This window comes from Cyanobium sp. CH-040 (assembly GCF_024346135.1).
Classification (GTDB): Bacteria; Cyanobacteriota; Cyanobacteriia; order PCC-6307; family Cyanobiaceae; genus NIES-981.
Window position 1 is genome coordinate 43691 of the sequence record NZ_JAGQCJ010000008.1, and the last position, 15894, is coordinate 59584.

The following is a 15894-nucleotide window of genomic DNA, read 5'->3' on the forward strand; positions in this document are numbered from 1 at the left end:
AGTCTTTCTAGGTACAGCCTCGCAGGAATGCGTCTAATTTACGAGCGCAGGAGTTGAACGCTATTCCCCTCAAGCTCAGAAATCGAGGTAGCCAGCAATTAGATCCTCTGTTGGACCAATAGAGTCTTTACTAGTCACTTGGTGATGGCAGCAACTCAGTATAGTCCTGCGCTCCTGTTATCAATGAAGGAACCTGCTCCTCACATGTATAACTCAGAGTCTTTGCGGTTATTGTGATCTTGCCAGTCCAGCTGCCGTCATCGCCGTCGGGCCTGGGCGGCAATGCTTAGACTTGACTACGTTATCCTTGCTCAAGCCCACCTCAGTAATCAATGGACTCATCCTCACAATCTGCTAGCCATTCCGACCACAAGAATCAACTTCCAATTGTTGTTTATGATATTGGTGCTCGTGGAGGGCTGGGGGCTGAGTGGAATGAATGCCCTGAGCCCATACATGCTGTTCTCTTCGAACCAGATCTTGATGAATACAACAAACTAGTCGCCCGAAGCAACTCGCTATTCCAGCAGACAGTCCTTCCGATTGCCTTGTCAGACCAATCTGGCGAGTCCCATTTCTTCGTAACTACAAACCGGCAATGCTCTTCACTGCTGGAACCAAATATTCAGCTCTTGGAGGCTAGGTATGGAGCCTTTGCAAGGCACTTTCATGTCGAAGAAGTAATCAAAACTAACGTCCGTCGACTTGATGAGGTTATTCTGGAACAGAATCTCCCAACGCCTGATGCCATCAAGTTAGACATTCAAGGCGCAGAGAGCTTAGTTCTTTCAGGCTTGGGAACCATGCTGACTGACGTCAAAGCTGTGCGGCTAGAGGTGCACTTTCGCGAACTGTATTTAGGTGAAGATCTCTTTGACAGAATTCATGCCTATATGGACTCCCATGGCTTTGAGCTACGCCGAATCCTTAATGACAAGGGTAGGCGTTTTCGAGGAGGCGAGATTGTCGAAGTCGATGTATTCTACGTTAATCACAAATATCTACTGCCTAGTGCACAGGCTTGCGCACGACATATCACCAACACTATCTTGCATGTATGGAATATGTAGTTGTGTCTTTTCCCTAAGGGTGCTTCAGCCGTAAGTGTCCCTTGATAGTTTAGACATTTAAGACCCTCTACGTAATTACCGGATTACTCCAATGAGGGTTTCCTTGGGGCCAGACAGCATTAGAGCATAGCATTACCCTTGCAATGGAAGTATTCATGAAGGTAGCTGACGTAGTATGTAGTTTCTATCTTCCCATGAGTTGGCTCTACAGCCAGACTTGTTTGATCGTCATTCTCTTGAGCGTGTTCAGCTGGGCTGGCCGATCTGCCCCGTCCCAAGAGTATCTGAACAGACAACTCAATCTTTTGCTGAAGATCTCTACTGTTTCTGGGGGTCACCCTAAAACCGTTGACGCCATCAACGATATCCTCTGCTAATGCTCCGGCTTCAGAGGCAATGACCCAAAGCCCTGCTGAAAGAGCTTCCCGGACAACCAAGCCAAAACTTTCCGGCCAGATTGAGGGAGCTATTAACATATCATATCCTGAGTAAAACTCTGACATTCTTTCCATGGGAACTATGGGAATAAAATTGGTACATGTTGATCCCCATGTGACTTGCCGAATGGTGTTGTTGTTGGAATGAAGGCGGTGGTCAACAACGTCAACAACTAGATTGTCTACCTCAGAAGAAAGCAGTGCATCGCGAAGTACAAAATAACCTTTGTGGGCTGAAATGCCTCCGATGAAACAGGCACGTATGGTCTCGGATTGATCTCTTCGATTGACAGGTCCATCTCCTCTAGCCATGCTGTCAGCTCTGTTGGCGAGAACCTTTACATCATCTAGTCCACAGCTTCTGTAGATAGTTGCAAACACACTGCTCACGGCTAGGCGTTCATCGGCACCGCTGAGGACTGAAAAAAGATCATCTCTTCTCTTTCTAGCCTTAGCTGCAGCTGTTCTTGATGAATGGCGCCCAAGATGCGAACAGGCATCAGTTGGATCTATGCTGTTTCCATCTTCTGTAGTTAGAAATTGATATGGGCTCAGCCACCATGCATCATGAAGGCTGACAATATATGGAATGTTGCATCGTTGAGCAGCAACTAGTGGTGCAATTGTCACGCCTTGAAGGCAGTGAGCATGAATCAAGTCAAACCTTTCAGAGGTATACCAGGCTTCCATCATCTCTTGCAAGGGAATACTGGTCTTATTGCTCCAATATTGGCTCCACTTTAATCCCGGCAATTGAACTCTAACAATCCTGACATTCTCAACGTAGTTGATAATGATTCCAATTTCTTGGTTGGCAGAGTTGCACTGCTCTTGACACAGGAATGTCACATCATAGTCTTCATGATGTGTGTTCGGGCGAGATGCAGCTAGCGCTTGTTGTTCTGCGATACGCGTTGCCCCGCCATGTGAGTCAGGCCTGAAGAATACGTTTATAACTAGTATCTTCTTTCTCTGACTCTGAGCCGATCCTGCCTCTCTTTCAGATCCTGAGGCCAACTGTTCTGCGGACCTTACGAACTCCTCATAGACCCTTAATCCACTTGCCTTGCCATACTTGTCTTGAGCATCATACAGTGCGCGTTGTGCTATCTTATTGCGCGCCTGAGGATTGTTGATTAGAAACTCAATCTGAGAAATCCACTCCTCTGTATTTTCTGCAAAAAGTACGTTTTGTTTTTCTTCAATTTCTCGCTTGTGTGTGTCTGTAGGTGAAACGATCGACGCTAGTCCACAACAGCTATACTCCATCCATTTGATCGCACTCTTACAGTCTGTTGCAGCATTTCTTTCCACTACTGAGACACCAATATCGCCCCTGCTCATTGCCTGTATATAGAACTCGTAATCCTGAAAAGGAATCCTTTCTATTCTATCTTCGTATGGGCCAAGGCAGGACGGGAGATCAATTCTCCCGAGCAGTAATAGTTTTGTCCGTTTGTGTTTCCGCAAAATCTTGGCTAGTGCAGGTGCAAGCTGATAGTTCCATGATTCTTTGTGGGCGAGTGTTCCCGACGTAAAGACGATCCCTAGCGAATCGTGAGGCTTGCTCTTGCAGGTGTATTGTATCTTGTCATTGGCAAGTGCCTGTCTAAGACTAGGCAACATCAGATTCCCAATGACGAAGGTTTTTGCTTCGGGCTGAAGACCTTCGGAGACTACATACTCTTTCAAGCAGGAAGTCGAAACTATACAACCTTCACTAAGTTCTAAAGCGTACCGAAACAGACCGGTCCCCAAAGCCAGGCTATTGTGAGTGTCTCTTGTAATTGTATTTCCGTAGCTTGTCAGTGCTGGTGGAAAGTGTGCATTCGAAAAGATGAGGTCGTCAATCTCGTAAAAAACCGGCCTTCCGATGCTTTTAGCGAGCGCATAAAGCTTTGCCGTCTGATACGTGTAGGGAAGCCTGCAGACAATGATGCCATCTGCCCATAACAAATGGCGAGTCCAGGCAGTCTGGCCATGCTTTGTCGTTTGAAGACATACGATCCTGGTCTCAAGGCCTAGAGACTCCAGATACTCTTTCTTCTGGAGTACCCGGTAAATCCAGCATTGGAATAAGTCTCGGTTGCCAATAATCAACCATCGCTTCAGCGTTGATTTGGGCTTCGTGGTTCTAAGGGCCGGACAAGCAATGAATTCCTCAGTGAGGCGATTTAGCTGCCCAACTAAACAATCCTGGTAGGATCTTGCTTTGGCAAGTGCAATGCCACTGCTAGCCAGCTTTTTGGCAATGCTGCGGTATCTTTTACAAAACATAAAGAGTTCTTGATCTACTATATGTCTCAGTCTGGACCCATATGGGTTGCCCCATGCTGCCTTGATCGCCAGCTTGGCTGATCTTCTGAACGACCTAAAGCTATCCTGAAAGTCATAACCCGATAGAACCAACTCAAGTTCTGAAAGTGCTAGACTTAGGTCTAGATCATTCCTTGCTGAGTTAACTTGCTGTTCGTCCAGGCCTTTGAGATGCTCTACGGCAGTAACAATTGATTCGTGATATCTGTTTTGCCTAATCTGCCTCAATAGATACGCCTTCGTGCTGCTGCAATAGCTTTCTTCGGTTAATCTACTGTTGCTCAGTAGTTTATTGGTCAAGCGATAGAAGAGTGTGCTGCCTTCGCACTGGCTGTGGCTTGTGTAAATGTACTCCGCCATCAGCCTCAAGAGATCTTGAATTTCTGGTTGGCCTGGATTGTTCCAGCGACCTCTTGGATTGTGGGGTGTATCCGCCATCCTGGTCCCGATTGCATGCTTGAACAATCGGTATGACACTGCACTCGTGAGCAGGCCAATCCTGCTTTTCCAAAGTAAGCCCTCGGAGTCTAGATGTGGGGTCGACATGCTTTCAATGAAGCATTCACTGATCATCTTTATTCCGCCAGCGCTTTCAATCCTCCTGAATCCAGCATCAATGCCATCTGGCTCCCCATTATCACTCGTTAGCGCGCAAAAGATGTTGGCCATATGCGCCGATCGTTCCAAGACCAGCTTGTCAATCCCGTCCAGGTGGGCAGCGCAGCTCAATATTTCTCGCGTACATGACTGTATACAACCGTCTTGAAGTCCAATATGTCTATCGAGTGCGTATCCGAGTGCTTCCAGGAGTGCATTCCTAAGAAATCCTTCCTCATTTCGGCGCTTCGCAAGCGCATGAAGCTCGTGTAGGCGATCTTCGTTGACCAGTCTTTTCAGGCCAATCGCCTGGAACTCGGCCGCTTCGAGCCGTCCTGCACGCCAGCCGCTCGACGGCAGAGGCTTTTCCTTGCCTGTTCTTTTTAGTAATACTGGTGCATCTTGGGAGATCAGCCAATCTGTGGGAGCTTTTTCAAAATCAACAGGAAACTCAAATATGGTTCTAGCATCTATTTCTGGCGTCTTCGTCTGCTGCGCGACGATGTCTCCAGATCCAATCAGCGTGTCGGCTACCCAGGCCTCTAGGGGAATTCTGCGCTTATGCGGATTGCTTAAAATCCCCTTCAGGAGTCCTGTTGATGTAATCGTAGTGATTTTTGCTCTACTCCTTTTTTCTGGCACGTCGGCCTGCGCGAAGCTTCCCACTGCTATTCTAAAGCTGCTTGAAAGTATCCTATCATTGCTATTCTCTTTGGTCAACGCTCCAACCTTTGGTCTGGCCTCTCAAATCTGACTTGCATAGTTTTCATTGCCCTTTGGTGCCGACCTGCGTGGAGCGCATGGTTAGGGTTCACCTGCCACGTTTCGCAGCCAGGCCGCTAAGCGGCAATTCTGTATTTTGGCTGTCCTTATTCTGTTCTCGTCATGGTGCAGGCTGGTCGCGCAATGGGCATTCGCGGAAACCTCTTGTCGTTGTGAGACAGAGTTCTGTCCTCTGCATTTGCTTCCGTTCAGTCCTGATCTTCCTTTCTGGACTGTTTTTGATTGTACTCTGCCACTCTGTTCTTGGCGCCGGTTGCTGTTAAGCCATGACTGGGCTGAGCGTTCTCATGGGCGTTGTTGATTCTGCATGGTCTTGTTTTTGCTCTTCAAGTGGCGCTTCGGTCCTGCGTCTTCTTCCCTGAATCGCTGAGACTGGCATCTGTTCAAGCCTTCCCCCTCAGCAGCTGTTCCTCTGGCTTTCATCTAGATTCTCAACATGACCACCGCCGCCCAGAGCCGGCCCGACCTGGCGGCCCTCTTCCCCTTCCCCCTCGACCCGTTTCAGCTCGAAGCGATCGACGCCCTCAACCAGGGGCACTCGGTGGTCGTGAGCGCCCCCACGGGTTCCGGCAAGACCCTGGTGGGCGAGTACGCCATCCATCGCGCCCTGGCCCATGGCCAGAAGGTGTTTTACACCACCCCCCTCAAGGCCCTCTCCAACCAGAAGTTGCGCGATTTCCGCGAGCAGTTCGGGGCCGAGCGGGTGGGGCTGCTCACAGGCGACATGAGCCTGAACCGCGAGGCCCAGGTGGTGGTGATGACCACCGAGATCTTCCGCAACATGCTCTACGCGGAGATTGACCACCCCGACGACGACCCCCTGGCGGGGGTGGAGGCGGTGGTGCTGGACGAGTGCCACTACATGAACGACTCCCAGCGGGGCACCGTGTGGGAGGAGTCGATCATCCATTGCCCACCCTCGATCCAGCTGGTGGCCCTCTCGGCCACTGTGGCCAATGCCGGCCAGCTCACCGACTGGATCGAGCGGGTGCACGGTCCCACCCGGCTGGTGCACAGCGACCACCGGCCCGTGCCGCTGGCCTTCAGCTTCTGCAGCGCCAAGGGCCTGCACCCCCTGCTCAACGAGGCCGGCACCGACCTGCACCCCAACGCCAAGGTTTGGCGGGCCCCCAAGGGCAGCCGGCGCAATGGCCCAAAGGTGCCCCGGCCGCCCCAGCCCGAGGCGCCCCCCCTGGGCTTCGTGGTGGCGCGCATGGCCGAGCGCGACATGTTGCCGGCCATCTACTTCATCTTCAGCCGCCGCGGCTGCGACAAGGGGGTGCGCGATCTGGGCAAGCTCTGCCTGGTGACTCCCGACGAGCAGGGCCGCATCCAGGCGCGACTCGACGCCTTCATCGCCGCCAGCCCGGAGGCGGTTCGCGAGGGCCACGCCGAGCCGCTGCTGCGCGGCATCGCCTCCCACCACGCCGGCGTGCTGCCGGCCTGGAAGGAGCTGATCGAGGAGCTGTTCCAGCAGGGCCTGATCAAGGTGGTGTTCGCCACCGAAACTCTCGCCGCCGGCATCAACATGCCCGCCCGCAGCACCGTGATCTCGGCCCTCTCCAAGCGCACCGAGCGCGGCCACCGGCCCCTGATGGGCAGCGAGTTCCTGCAGATGGCCGGCCGCGCCGGCCGCCGCGGGCTCGACTCCCAGGGCTACGTGGTCACGGTGCAGAGCCGCTTCGAGGGGGTGCGCGAGGCGGGTCAGCTGGCGCTGGCGCCGGCCGATCCGCTGGTGAGTCAGTTCACCCCCAGCTACGGCATGGTGCTCAACCTGCTGCAGCGCTACGACCTCGCCAAGGCGAAGGAGCTGGTGGAGCGCAGCTTTGGCCGCTACCTGGCCACCCTCGATCTGGCCGACGACCAGGCCCGCATCGCCGAGCTCGAACAGCACCTGCAGAGCCTGGAGACCGGTGCCGATGCCGTTCCCTGGGAGGACCTCGAGGACTACGAGAAGCGGCGCGGCCGCCTGCGGGAAGAGCGCCGGCTGCTGCGCACACTGCAGCACCAGGCCGAGGAGACCCTCGCCCACGAGCTCACCCTGGCCCTGCAGTTCGCCAGCGAAGGCACGCTGGTGAGCCTCAAGGCGCCGCCGCTGCACGGCCGCGTCACCCCGGCGGTGATCGTGTCCAAGGTGCCCGGGCCCGGTCAGTTCCCGCTGCTGCTCTGCCTCACCGACAGCAACCTCTGGATCCTGGTGCCCTGCAGCGCCGTGGTGAGTCTGCACGCCGAACTCAGCTGCCTGCAGGTGAGCCAGATCGATCCGCCGGAGCTGCAGCGCCTCGGTGAACACCACCACGGCACCGAGGCCAGCGCCGGTCTGGCCCTGGCGGTGGCCTCCAGTGCCCGCCGCCACGACATGGCCACCCCCCAGTACGACCTGGCCGCCGAGGTGCAGGCCCAGGCGCGTCTGGTGCAGCAGCTGGAGGAGGAACTCGAACTGCACCCCGCCCATCGCCGCGACGACCGCCGCCAGCTCAGCAAGCGGCGGCGCCGCATCGAGGAGCTGGCTGCCGAACTGGAGGAACTGCGGCGGCTGCTGCACTTCCGCTCCAACCGCCACTGGGACACCTTCCTGGCCCTGATCGAGGTGCTGCGCCACTTCGGCGCCCTGGCCGGTGCCGATGGCCTCGAGCCCACCGAGGTGGGCCGCACCGTGGCCGCCCTGCGCGGCGACAACGAGCTCTGGCTGGGGCTGGCGTTGATGAGCGGCCACCTCGACGATCTCCACCCGGCCGAGCTCGCCGCCGTGCTGGAGGCGATTTCCACCGAGGTGAACCGGCCCGATCTGTGGTGTGGCTGGCCGCCGCCGCCGGCGGTGGAGGAGGCCCTGCACGATCTGCGCGGCCTGCGCCGCGAGCTGGGGCGCCAGCAGGAGCGGGCCCACGTGGCCTTCCCGATCTGGTGGGAGCCGGAGCTCACCGGTCTGGTGGAGGCCTGGGCGCGGGGCACCGGCTGGAGCGAGCTGATCGCCAACACCTCGCTGGATGAGGGTGATGTGGTGCGCATCATGCGCCGCACCGTCGACCTGCTGGCCCAGATCCCCTACGCCGAAGCCGTGAGCCAGCAGCTGCGCGACAACGCCCGCCGCGCCCTGCGGGCGATCAACCGCTTCCCGGTGTGCGAGCTGGAGGATCTCGTACCGCCTTCGGCCGACGTGCTGCCGGAACCGCCGGCCTTCGCCAGCCCCCACAGCGACCTGCCATGAGGCTGGAGCGGCGGCGGCTGTGCCGGGTGGCGCTCGACCCGCCCGCCAGCACCGAGCGGCTGGCCCTGTTTCTCTCCCGTCCCATCCGGCCCCTGCGCGGCCTGCTGCACCCCGACCGTCTGCACCAGGCCGGCCCCCATCGCTACGACTACGTGTCGCGCCCTTACGGCGTGGCCGGCTGGACCCTGCAGCCCCATGTGCGTCTGGAGGCGCGCTGGCAGGCGGGGGTGCTGCATCTGCGCCAGCTGGAGAGCCGGGTGGAGGGCCTGGGGGAGTGGCAGGAGCGGCTGCAGTTCGGCCTGGAGGCCTGGCTGAGGCCCAGGGAGCTGGACGCCGGAGCTCCGGAACGTGGGGTGGTGCTGGAGGCCGAAGCTCTGGTGTGGGCCGAGTTGCCGGCGGCGGCCGTCGTGGTGGCCGGCCCGGTGCTCAGTCTCGGCCTGCAGCAGCTGCTCGATCGCCTCGAGCGTCGCTGCCACCAGGGCCTGCGCCGCCGGGCTGAGGCCTGGCTTGGACCCGTGGAGGTTGCACAATGACCTCAATCTGCGATCGCAGCAACGTGACTGTCTCCGCCGCGATGGCCCTGCCTGAGGAGGCACCGCCGCTCTATGGCCCGCCGAAGCTCCGCTCCGGAGCAGGGCTCGAACGCGCGATCCAGTCGATCACGGTGTCACTTCAGGCCTTGGAACGTCGGCGGCTGCGCTTCCGCCTGGCGGCCTTCACCCTGGCTCGCACCGGCATCCTGGTGATTCGCCGGGCCGTGGACCCTGACGTCCTGGAACCGATCGCCGCCCTGGCTGAGCGGACCTGGGCTGAGGTCTCTGCCCTGGCCCCCGGTCAGTCCCATCCGGTGGCGCTGCTCAACCGTGATCAGCACCGCGTGCTGAAGGGGTACAAAGCCCTTGAGGAGAGTGTTCAGCCGGTGATCAACGTTCGTCATGGCGAAGACGACGGAATGATGGATGTATTCCATCCCGAGGAGCTGGCGGCAGAGCTGCGGGAGCCGATTCTCAGCTGCCTGCATGAGCGGTTAGTGGCTGATCTGGCCGGCTTGGCTTTTGGACAGAAGCTTGAGGTGTCCTGCCGCAACCTCTACGTGAACCGGGGTGTGCGTCACACCCGCTTCTTCCATTGCGATGGCCAAGGTCTGAAGGTGAAGACCTTCGTGTATCTCACACCGGTGCGATCCCTGGAGGACGGACCTTATTGCTACATCCCAGGATCCCATCTCGATGTGCTGTTGCGGCGACGCAACCAGGCCTTCAATAAAGATCATCAATTTAACCTGCATGAATATCGCCAGGTGAGCGATAAGCATGCGCTGCCGATTTTTGCAGAGCCTGGCGATCTCGTGATCTCAGCCCAGCATGGCGCTCACCGCGGCTTGCCTCAGGCGCCGTCTGCACGACGCGCCGTGCTCGTCAACGTATTCAAGCCATGACCGGATGCTCTGCGAGATGCGGGGCAGCACGATGGGTCTGCGAACGACAATAAGCCTCCTTTTATGGGCTTGCCTTGAGGCGCAGCTCATCACTGTCCCGGTCGATCATGGAGGAATCAAGTGGTGACACTGGATCCAGGCTCTGCGATGCACCCTAAGCTTCAGTCACGCCAGGATCCCATCACTTGAACGCGCCTTCACTGTTTTTGCATGTAGGGATTCACAAAACGGCATCAACCTATATCCAGCATCGGCTTAAGCGGAATGAGTCGTTTCTGCTTCGGCACCAGCTGCTTTATCCGAAAACCCGGCGCGACCATCTCCAGTTGGTCAATGCTCTGCGCCAAGGAAACATGCAGCCTTGGCAGAAACTGTTGGACCGAGCAGAGAGAAAGAAGCTGCGGCCGCTGATTTCGGAAGAGGTTCTTTCCTTGCTGCTTGGCCAGCCTAGCCGCTCCAATAATAGCAGCATACTCTCTTGTTTCCTGGATTTTCTGGATCAGCGTGGCTTTCAACTGAAGTTGGTTGGCTTTCTGCGAGACCAGCCCGATTATTTGAATTCGCGCTATACGCAGTTGATCAAGCGTCTTTATTTCACTCGATCCTTTGAGTCATATGTTGCCCAGGTAATGCGTTCGAGCGGAGAGAGTGCTTGTGATTTTGAAGAGTTGTTTGGAGAGGCTCTGGATTGCGATCGAGTGCATTGCACGTTCATCCCCTTTCTTTCCGCTGAAGGTGATCCTTGTGAGCGGTTGCTGAGCGCTCTTGGCCTTGTTGACTGCGCAGGCCTAATGCCTCTGACTCAACGGATCAACCCTCAGCCAGGCTGGAAGGGGGTATGGATTGCCCTTCGAATTGCACGAAAGCTGCGTCAAAATCATCCTCAGGCCTGGCGAAATGCTGCCTGCAAGGCGCGAATCCGCCAGTCCCTGGAGGCCATTGCCCTCAAGGAGGGTTGGCAGAATGAGCCATTTCAAGGACTTGATGAGCAGGTCTTGTGCAGTCTGGAGAATCGCTATGGTGCCAGTAACGATCGCTTTGCACAACGGGTGTGGGGCTGCTCCTGGCGCGATGTGTTTCATCGCCCCATGCCCCAGCTCAGTCCGATTAGGCCTCGCTCACAAGGAGAACGCCACCAACTTGTTGCGCTGTCGGAACGCTTGCTGGCTGAGGGATTGAGAGTCCAGAGGCGCTGAATGGGATGATGAACCAGGGTTTTCCTTGCAGTGGTTCGATTGCTGCATTCTTTTATCGCCCTGCCAATGATGGTCATCTGTGCTCCTGGCAGAATGTCTGCCATCTCAAACACTTTCCTTCCTGGATCAATGTTATTCGTGTCGGGAATGATGGGTTGCTGCCCATAGGGCGATGATCTCTCTCCGCTGATTCTGGCGTGCTATTTCTTGAGGCTTCTGGTGAATGCCTCCCCTCGTGTCGTGATTGAATCACTGCTCTGGTGGTTGGATTAATGCCGACTAGTAGTGATTGTCTGTGCTATTGAAATGCCTTGAATTGGGAGACTGAGTGCCATGGCAGTCGACTGCAGTGCTGTGCTATGTTGAGTGTGCTGACTGAAGAGCGCATCGGCCAGCTTTCCTTCGCTCCCAACTGTTGTAGACAGCGGATCAATGCCTGAATGTTTAGGTCGGCATGCGCCTCTGCCTCTGGAGAAGCACGTTTTCCTTCGCTTCACGACCACTGCCTGGCCTCTGCAGCGCCGTCGTTAGTCAGTCCGGCGCATGAATATCGACATCAGTCAACCTGGCTTGGCGTCATCTCTGGTTCTCACCATTCACTCTTTCTTAATGAGGTTCCCTAAGACTTCTTTTCTCCCCCGCTTTATTCCATTGCTCCCCAGAAACAAGGTGCATCGCAAGATCGAGCAGGGGTTGCGGGGCCTTCACGAGAATCAGGCGCGCAAGGGAGCCCACTACCTTCCCAATTTCATCATTATCGGTGCCGCCAAGTCAGCTACTACAACTCTAGCTACAATCCTTCCACGCCACCCCGATATCTTTCTGAGTCGCCCTAAGGAGCCTAAGTTCTTTGGCCGACGATATGCCAAGGGCTGGCGTTGGTATCGAAAGATTTTCCGTCCGGGCCGCGGGTTTATGTTCCGAGGAGAAGCAAGCACGATGTATGCCAGCACCTTGGGATCGTTTCGTTACGCACCAAGGCTGATCCATCGCTATCTTCCTGATGTAAAGATAATCTATGTTGTGCGCCATCCCATTGATCGCCTTGTTTCTCAGTGGCGCCACCTTAAAGGTCGCCGTCCTGACTATGTTGACTTTCAGGATATCCTGTCGAACCGTCGCGCCAGGGACTTGCTTCTTGGATGTTCAAAATATTTTTCTCGAATTGAAGAGTTCAGAAAGTACTTTCCCGATGATCAAATTCACTGCATCACTTTCGAAGATCTTATCGAGGACCCTAGCCGCGTACTCTCTGATCTGTTGACGTTCCTTGGTGCTTCTGCTCGCCCTGAGCTGCTGCTTGACGATGGACGCCTGCCTCGCGTGAACGAGGCAGGCGATAAGGGCCGCGCCTTCGTCGAGGTTCCTGATTTCCCCGCTAAGATGCGGAACAAAATCGCAAATCTACTGAAGCCGGATGCTGAATTATTTCTCGACTACATAGGAAAAGATCCGGATTATTGGGTTTGGTGACATGTCTTATGAGTCATTGGCCTAGTCCCCTTCTGTGTGGGGTTGACAGTCTGTCTGCTCAAATTAGCATGATACTGTAGTTGTGGACGAACTTTCTGGGATGCAAAACGTTGCCTCAGCGCATGGCAGCATTGTGCTTGAAGCCAGGCAGGCATCAAAGTTTTTGGCGCATGGAGTGGGTGAGGTCAAGAAGGCTTTTGTGGATCTTGATCTTGATGTCCATCGAGGTCAGCGCATAGCCATTTTCAGCGTCAATCCATATGAAGCCAGAACTTTGCTGGATTGTCTTTCTGGAGTCGAGCAACCTGATCAGGGCTCAGTACTGCATCATGGACTGGTTTCCTGGCCGCTGGGCGCCAACCAGGCATTTCACAAAAAGCTTTCCGGCTACATGAATGCCCGTTTCGCCGCAGAGATCTACAGCCAATCGGGCAGCATCGAACATGACTTACTGCTGATTCAAGAGCTCACCGGTGCCGATGACCGCACTTTTCATGAGCCATTGAGCTCATGGCGAGTACCGATGCGGAAAAGTCTTGAACTAGCTGTTTCGCTGGCCTTTGAGTTCGATGTGACTCTTGTCGGCAAAATCAGCGGCTGGGACCACCGCGCTGTTCATCCGGCTTCTGTTCGGATTCGAGATTTGTTTGAACGGAGGATTGACGGACGCACTCTTCTGATTGCAGCTCCAGGGCAGAACCGCCTGGCATTGGATTACTGTGATGAGGGGATGGTGATTCTCGACGGTCGACTGGCTTATCGAGGTGACCCCGAGGTTTGTCAGCTGATGGTCAAAGAAGAAACCCAGCGCTTGAAGGCTGAGCGCAGGCAGCGTGTCAATGCCCGCATTTCCCGCCTCGTCGCCGATGTGGAAGGAGATGACTTCGATTCCGAAGACCCAGACATGGAGGATGCTCAGGAGTCCTACAGCGATGCTGACCTGTTCCCCGGCAGCAGTTCAATGCCGTTTTCTGAATCCGTCGTTGCGTCCAACCGGCAGGACCGGCCTGTCTGACTTGCCATGCCGCTGGATCTGGGTCTGCTGCAGGGGGCTAGCCAGTCCGATAGCATGGTATGCAGCTGATCCGGCATTGACATGATTCGCCGGTCCTTGGGACTCGCCCTCTCGCAGCTGTTGCTGCAGATCAGAATTGTCGGCGCTGTCGCTCAGCGCGAGCTCCAGCTCCGTTCGGCGAAGGGGCTTTTCGGGGTTGCCGGGGTGTTCCTTGAACCCCTCGCACTGATCGCCACCTTCCTGGCTCTGCGAATCCTGATTCGCAGCAGTGGCGAGGGTGATTATATAAATGTTGTCCTTTGGTTGGCGCTGGGTTTCATACCTTTCTTCATGTTTGCCGATATCGCAATTAAGGCGATTTCGGGGGTTCAGAAGGGCGGTGATCTTTATTTTTATAGGCGCCTTCGTCCTCTCGATTCGTTGATGGGTAACGCTCTGCTCACCACGCAGATCTTCGGTACGATGATGCTGGTTTTTGTGTTGGGCGTTGCCGCATGGGAGTGGCGTGCAATTCTCTATTCGCCAGGGGTTGCAATATTTCAGTTCCTTGGAATTGCCATGCTCGGTTTTGGGCTTGGACTCAGCACTTTAATCGTGGGCCATCGCCTCCCTTTCGTGGCATGGGTAATCAAATCTGTCTTGCGACGCATCCTGCTTTGGACCTCTTGTATTTTCTTCCCGATCCGGATTATTCCTATTGAATTTCGCCACTGGATTCTCTGGAACCCCATTGCTCATGGCGTCGAGCTCCTTCGCCAAAGCTTTAATCCTGCCTATCCAATTCCTGGCGTAAGTGCCATCTATTTCTGGGTCTGGGTTGTGGGTTCCATAGGCTTTGGTCTTTTCATCTATGGCAACAACGAAGAGCTGCTCTACAGTCCCGAGCAGCTCGCTGGCACTGAGCGCCCGGGAGACGAGCTGTGAGTGCCCCTTCCACCAGCCTTGATCTCGCTGATACGCTGGGTCGGCTTTGTGCTGAGGGTCAGGGATGATTCAGCAGACCCGAGGAATCCGCATCCGCGACGGACGCGCCCGTGCAGGGGGGCGTTCCCTGCGGGACGAGCTCCGTGCAGTTGGTGATCTGGCCGCTCATATCGCCAACCGCGCTCTGGCCCGTGCCAGGGGCTGGTCGACGTCCCTGATTTCAGGTGCCCAGTTGCCTGGTTTGCCCGGCAGCGGCGACCTGGTGCCAGGCTTCGATGCCCCTGCTGCCTCGCCCGACGAACCGCGCCGGCGGCTTCGCGACCGTTTGAAAGCCCCCCTGGAGCCGATCCTGCGGATTCCACTTCCGGTTCTGCTGGCTGGCCTGGTGCTGGGGGCTTCGGCGATCTACTTCTTCTCCATCGGTCGCAATCGCTACCAGGTCGACTCCAGCTTCATCGTCCGCCTCCCCCAGGCTCCTGCTGGAACCACGGGAACCCTGCTGGGCACAACCCTTGCAGGCCCCACGATGCTTGGTTCTCTCGAGGACGGTCGATTCCTGGCCGTGTACCTCACCTCTCCTGAGGTGATGCGGCGAGTCTTTCTGCAGCTGAAGCCCGAGGACTCCTGGGGCAGGAAGCCCGGTGATCCGTTCGCCGGGCTTCCGGAAGGTGCCTCTGTGGATCAGCAGCTGGCCTTTTTCCGCCGCCAGGTGATGGTGGTTCCGCAGGACCTCAGTGGTGTGATCAACCTCACCACCGTCGGCCTTCAACCTGAAGCTTCCTTCAAGCTCAACCAGCTCCTCCTCCGGGAAGCCGAGGACTTTCTCAACCGCTCGAACTCCACCATCAGCCTTAATCAGCAACAGTTCTTCGAGCAGGAAGTCGAGCGAGCCCGCCAGCGGCTGGACAAGGCCAACGAGGCGCTCAACAGCTTCAAGAACCAGTACGGCGAGGTCAATCTCTCCCAGGCGGCGTCCGCATCCAGCAGCTTTATCTCAGAGCTGGAGAGCAAACTCGTGGACCTGCGGGTGCAGGAGGCCAGCCTCAAGCGCCAGTTCCGCGACCCCACAACACCTGAGGTGGCCTTTGTCACAGACCAGGTGCGTGAACTGGAACGGCAGATCCGCGAGGAGCGCGAGCTCCTTGTGAACCCGGAGGGACGGGACCTCAACCGGCTTCTGGCCGAGTCCTCCAAGCTTGAGACCGAGGTGCTGCTCGCCACTGAAGCCCTCAAGGGAGCCATCAATTCAGCGGACTCCAGCCGTCAGCGGGTTCAGCAGCAGCTCAAGTTCCTGGTGCGCCTTGCCGATCCCCAGCAGCCGACAGAGCAGTCCTACGACTGGCGCTGGAAGGGCTTCCTGGGTGTGATCGGTGGCCTTGTGCTGCTCTGGGGCATCGGCTCCTTCAGTCTCGGCATCATCAGCCGGCGCTGAACCAG

General features: G+C 56.4%; 10 protein-coding genes. 9 read left to right on the forward strand and 1 reads right to left on the reverse strand.

What is annotated here, in order from left to right:
- Nucleotides 1-332 precede the first annotated feature (332 nt).
- Nucleotides 333-1070 (forward strand): FkbM family methyltransferase, encoded by a 738-nt coding sequence (locus KBY90_RS08925; RefSeq protein ID WP_254968226.1) that lies wholly within the window; start codon nucleotides 333-335, stop codon nucleotides 1068-1070.
- Between the two features lie 119 nt (nucleotides 1071-1189).
- Here the strand turns inward: KBY90_RS08925 and KBY90_RS08930 are convergent, their stop codons facing one another.
- Nucleotides 1190-5140 (reverse strand): glycosyltransferase, encoded by a 3951-nt coding sequence (locus tag KBY90_RS08930; protein ID WP_254968228.1) that lies wholly within the window; start codon nucleotides 5138-5140, stop codon nucleotides 1190-1192.
- 499 nt (nucleotides 5141-5639) lie between these two features.
- Here KBY90_RS08930 and KBY90_RS08935 point away from each other — a divergent pair, with 499 nt between their 5' ends.
- The 8 genes from KBY90_RS08935 (at nucleotide 5640) to KBY90_RS08970 (ending at nucleotide 15889) form a co-directional block, all read left to right on the forward strand.
- On the forward strand, nucleotides 5640-8411 hold the full coding sequence (locus KBY90_RS08935; protein WP_254968230.1) for an RNA helicase: 2772 nt from the start codon (nucleotides 5640-5642) through the stop codon (nucleotides 8409-8411).
- Nucleotides 8408-8944, forward strand: coding sequence for a DUF1997 domain-containing protein (locus KBY90_RS08940; RefSeq protein WP_254968231.1), 537 nt, complete (start codon nucleotides 8408-8410; stop codon nucleotides 8942-8944). Before KBY90_RS08935 ends, KBY90_RS08940 begins: the two co-directional genes overlap by 4 nt.
- Before the next feature lie 23 nt (nucleotides 8945-8967).
- Nucleotides 8968-9849, forward strand: a complete 882-nt coding sequence (locus tag KBY90_RS08945; protein WP_254968232.1) for a phytanoyl-CoA dioxygenase family protein — start codon at nucleotides 8968-8970, stop codon at nucleotides 9847-9849.
- Between the two features lie 185 nt (nucleotides 9850-10034).
- Complete coding sequence (locus tag KBY90_RS08950; RefSeq protein WP_254968233.1) at nucleotides 10035-11045, forward strand: hypothetical protein; 1011 nt, start codon at nucleotides 10035-10037, stop codon at nucleotides 11043-11045.
- A 543-nt stretch (nucleotides 11046-11588) separates the two neighbouring features.
- Nucleotides 11589-12518, forward strand: a complete 930-nt coding sequence (locus KBY90_RS08955) for a sulfotransferase (protein ID WP_254968234.1) — start codon at nucleotides 11589-11591, stop codon at nucleotides 12516-12518.
- A 100-nt stretch (nucleotides 12519-12618) separates the two neighbouring features.
- A complete protein-coding gene (locus tag KBY90_RS08960; protein ID WP_254968235.1) occupies nucleotides 12619-13533 on the forward strand; it encodes a hypothetical protein in 915 nt (304 codons plus the stop codon).
- An 81-nt stretch (nucleotides 13534-13614) separates the two neighbouring features.
- Entirely contained in the window at nucleotides 13615-14457 is an 843-nt protein-coding gene (locus KBY90_RS08965; protein ID WP_254968236.1) for an ABC transporter permease, read from the forward strand.
- 64 nt (nucleotides 14458-14521) lie between these two features.
- A complete protein-coding gene (locus tag KBY90_RS08970) occupies nucleotides 14522-15889 on the forward strand; it encodes a sugar ABC transporter (protein WP_254968237.1) in 1368 nt (455 codons plus the stop codon).
- Nucleotides 15890-15894 lie beyond the last annotated feature (5 nt).